At 68.0% G+C, this 3,438-nt stretch carries 3 protein-coding genes; 1 reads left to right on the top strand and 2 read right to left on the bottom strand.

The features are described from left to right. The coding region (locus BLV60_RS33765) for a Crp/Fnr family transcriptional regulator (protein WP_093060143.1) at positions 1-627 on the top strand (627 nt) is incomplete at its 5' end. A 17-nt stretch (positions 628-644) separates the two neighbouring features. On the opposite strand, the gene BLV60_RS33760 is transcribed toward BLV60_RS33765, so the two are convergent. Then, positions 645-2,762 carry a PAS domain S-box protein gene (locus BLV60_RS33760; protein WP_093060141.1) on the bottom strand — a complete coding sequence of 706 codons (2,118 nt, stop codon included), beginning with the start codon at positions 2,760-2,762 and terminating at the stop codon, positions 645-647. After that, positions 2,755-3,438 (bottom strand): winged helix-turn-helix domain-containing protein (locus BLV60_RS33755; RefSeq protein ID WP_256329700.1); only part of this gene is annotated, 684 nt, incomplete at its 5' end. The genes BLV60_RS33755 and BLV60_RS33760, both read right to left, overlap by 8 nt.

Raw genomic sequence — 3,438 nt, 5'->3', positions numbered from 1 at the left:
GTGGTGCACACGGGTGACACGATCTACCAGGCGGGCGAGCGCTTCGGCAATCTCTACATCCTGAACTCGGGCTTCTTCAAGATCGTGAATCTCTCGGCCGATGGGCGCGAGCAGGTGGTGGGTCTCAAGTTCCGCGGTGACTGGCTCGGCTTCGACGGCATCGCGGGCAGCCGCTATTCATGCGATGCGGTGGCCATGGATACCGGCGAGATCTGGGTTGTGTCGTACGAGGCCCTGCTGGCCGCCTGCGTCACGCATCCCGGCTTGCTGCAAGTTCTGCACACCGCCATGAGCCGGGAGATCTCGCACGATCGGGACTCGTTGATGTCCGTCTGCACACTGCCGGCCGACGCCCGCGTGGCCGACTTCCTGCGCTACTGGGCGGAGACGCTGGCCGAGCGCGGCATGCGCACCGACGAGATCACGCTGCGCATGACACGCGCCGAGATCGGCAACTACCTGGGCATGACGCTCGAGAGCGTGAGCCGCGCGCTGTCGCGGCTGGCGCGCGACAACGTCATCGGGTTTGCCACCAAGGGGCGCCGCGATGTGCAGATTCCCGACGTCGGCGCACTGTCGGCCTTCGTGCAGCGCTGCCTGGCACCTGCACCCGCAATGCTCCAGTAAAGGTCGCAGCCGCGCGTTCAGGCGTGGCCGGCCAGCACCTTTGCCATGGCCCGCGCAAGTTCGGAGCGCGAGTAGGGTTTGCGCAGCAGTTCCCAGCTCTGCGGCACTTCTCGGTCGGCATCCAGCAACTCGGACGAGAAGCCCGACATCAGCAACACCGCCAGCCGGGGAAAGCGCTGCTGCACCTCGGCGGCCAGCCGCGTGCCTCGCATGCCGGCGCCCAGGGCGATGTCGCTCAGCAGCAGGTCGAAAGGCCCGGCGCCCGCATCCAGGGCCGACAACGCCTGCTCGGCCGTGGCGGCAGTGACGGCATTGCAGCCCAGCGTGGTCAGGAAGGTCTCGACCACCTTGCGGACCTCCACGTCGTCCTCGACCAGCATCACGCGCAGTCCCGGCGGGATCGCTTCGTCGGCACGCGCTTCCACGGCGGCCGGCAGGCCGACTTCCTCCTGCTGCGGCAAGTAGAGGGTCACTGTGGTGCCCACGCCGATCCTGCTGTCGATGGCAACCGCACCCCGGGACTGGTTGACGAAGCCGTACACCGTGCTCAGGCCAAGGCCGGTGCCGCGGCCAGCGTCCTTGGTGGTGAAGAAGGGCTCGAAGGCGCGCTCCTTCACCTCCTCGGACATGCCCGTGCCGCTGTCAGCGATGGAAATTGCGACGAAGCGCGCAGCTGCGTTGCTGTTCGGGTCGTTGCGTTCGCTGCGCAGTGCCGCCGGCAACGCACCGCACAGCTCGGTGCGAAAGCGAAGCGTGCCGCCCTCCGGCATGGCGTCACGCGCATTGATAGCGATGTTGAGTAGCGCCGATTCCAGCTGGCCCGGGTCCGCCATCACCGGCGGGCAGCCGGGTGCGGTGTCGATTTCGATGCGGATGCGCTGGTCCAGCGTTCGGCGCAGCATGTCGGTCAGCGAATGCAGCAGCGCCCGAGTGTCGACGGCGATCGGTTGCAGCACCTGCCGGCGCGAAAACGCCAGCAGCTTGCTGGTGAGCTCAGCGCCGCGCCGCGTGGCGCGGGTGGCGGCGCCTATCAACTGCTGCGCGTAGCTATCCTGCGCCAGCACTGGCATCTCCTCCATGACCTGGAGGTTGCCCTGGATGACGGTCAGCAGGTTGTTGAAATCGTGCGCGATGCCTCCCGTGAGCTGGCCGACGCTCTCGAGCCGCTGCGCATGGTTGAGCGCCTCCTCGGTCTGCACGCGCTGAAGGCTGGTGGCAAGCAGGCTGGACAGCGACTCGAGAAAGCGCACTTCTTCGTCGCCGAAGCGCTTGGACTCCTTCGAGCGCACCGACAGCATGCCGATCACGCGCCCCAAGTCGGTCAGCGGCACGGCGAGTGCGCTGATCAGGCCGGAGTCGAGGTAGGTCTGGGGCACGGAAAATCGATGTTCCTTGCGATAGTCGGGCACCACGACCGGACGGCCCTGGGAGAGCACGAAACCCGGCGGGGTGTCGGGGCGGTTGGCGATGCGCGCGCCTACCTCCTCGCCGGCGACCAGGCCGACACCGCTGGCGACCCGAAATTCGAGGCGGTTGCTGTCGAGCAGCCACACCATCGCGACCTCGACCTGCAAGGCCGTGGTGATGATCTCGGGCACGTGCTGGAGCACCACCTGCAGGTCGCGCGTGTCGACCGCCAGGCGCCCCAGCTGCGCCAGGTGCTCGCTGTAGCGGGCGCGTTGCAGTGCCTGCTTCACGCGCGGGTAGGCGCCGATGTCGCGAATGGCGGCCACGACGAAGGGCAGGCCATGGTTCTGCAGCGGACTGAGCGCGATCTCGACCATGACCTCGCTGCCATCCTTTCGCTTGGCCACCAGCTCCATGTGCGTGCCCATGGGGCGCGGGCGGGGCGCGCGGCCATAGGCCTCGCGGTAGGAGGCGTGGCGCGGGCGGATGCTGTCGGGCACCAGCACGTCGACGTTCAGGCCCACCAGTTCTTCCACCGCATAGCCCAGCAGCGCGGCTGCCGAGGGGTTGGCGAGCACGATGCTGCCGGACTGGTCCACCACCAGCAGCGAGTCAGGGTAGGCGATGAAGAGCGAGCGGAACACGCTGCCTTCATCGATGCCCGAAGGCAAGCCCTGGATGGGCACGTCGGGCAGGAAGGGCGGGTTGTCCGCGGCGGCGTCAGCCATGGGAAACCGGCGGCACCAGGATGTAGCCTGCGCCTCGCACCGACTTGATGAGCTGCGGGTCGTCCGCATCCGCCTCGATCTTCTTGCGCAGCCGGCCGACCTGCACGTCGATCGTGCGGTCGAAGGGGGCGGCTTCTCGTCCGCGTGTCTGCTCGAGCAGGAAGTCGCGCGACAGCACGCGGCCGGGATGGCGGGCAAAGGCTTGCAGCAAGTCAAACTCGCCGCCGGTCAGCGGCACTTGCTCGCCTTGCGGGTTCCTGAGGCTGCGCGCGGCGGTGTCGAGCTGCCAGCCGGCGAAGCTCAGCTTGTCGGGAGAGGCTGCAACGGGCGCCGGGGACGCGGGTGTCTCGGGCGTGAGCCGGCGCAGCACCGCCTTCACGCGCGCCACCAGCTCGCGCAGGTCGAAGGGCTTGGTCACGTAGTCGTCGGCCCCAACCTCAAGGCCCACGACCTTGTCCACAGCATCGCCCCGGCCGGTGACGATGACGAGGCCGCAGCGCCAACTCTCGCGCACGTGGCGCGCAATGGTGAAGCCGTCTTCGCCGGGCAGGCCGAGATCGAGCAGTACGAGGTCTGCGGGATCGGTGTCCATCAGCGCCATGAGGGCCCGGCCGTTGTGGACCTGGGTGACACGGAAACCGTGGCCCTGCAGGTAGTTGGCCAGCAGCAGCGTGAT

It is taken from the genome of Variovorax sp. YR634 (assembly GCF_900106655.1).
Taxonomy (GTDB): Bacteria; Pseudomonadota; Gammaproteobacteria; order Burkholderiales; family Burkholderiaceae_C; genus Variovorax.
The sequence above is the reverse complement of the archived record's forward strand: the minus strand, read 5'-3'. Positions and strand labels throughout refer to the sequence as shown.

What these genes read in the sequence shown, in the direction of transcription:
- BLV60_RS33760 (WP_093060141.1), bottom strand. Translation starts at nt 2,762, where the DNA reads ATGGCTGACGCCGCCGCGGACAACCCGCCCTTCCTGCCCGACGTGCCC.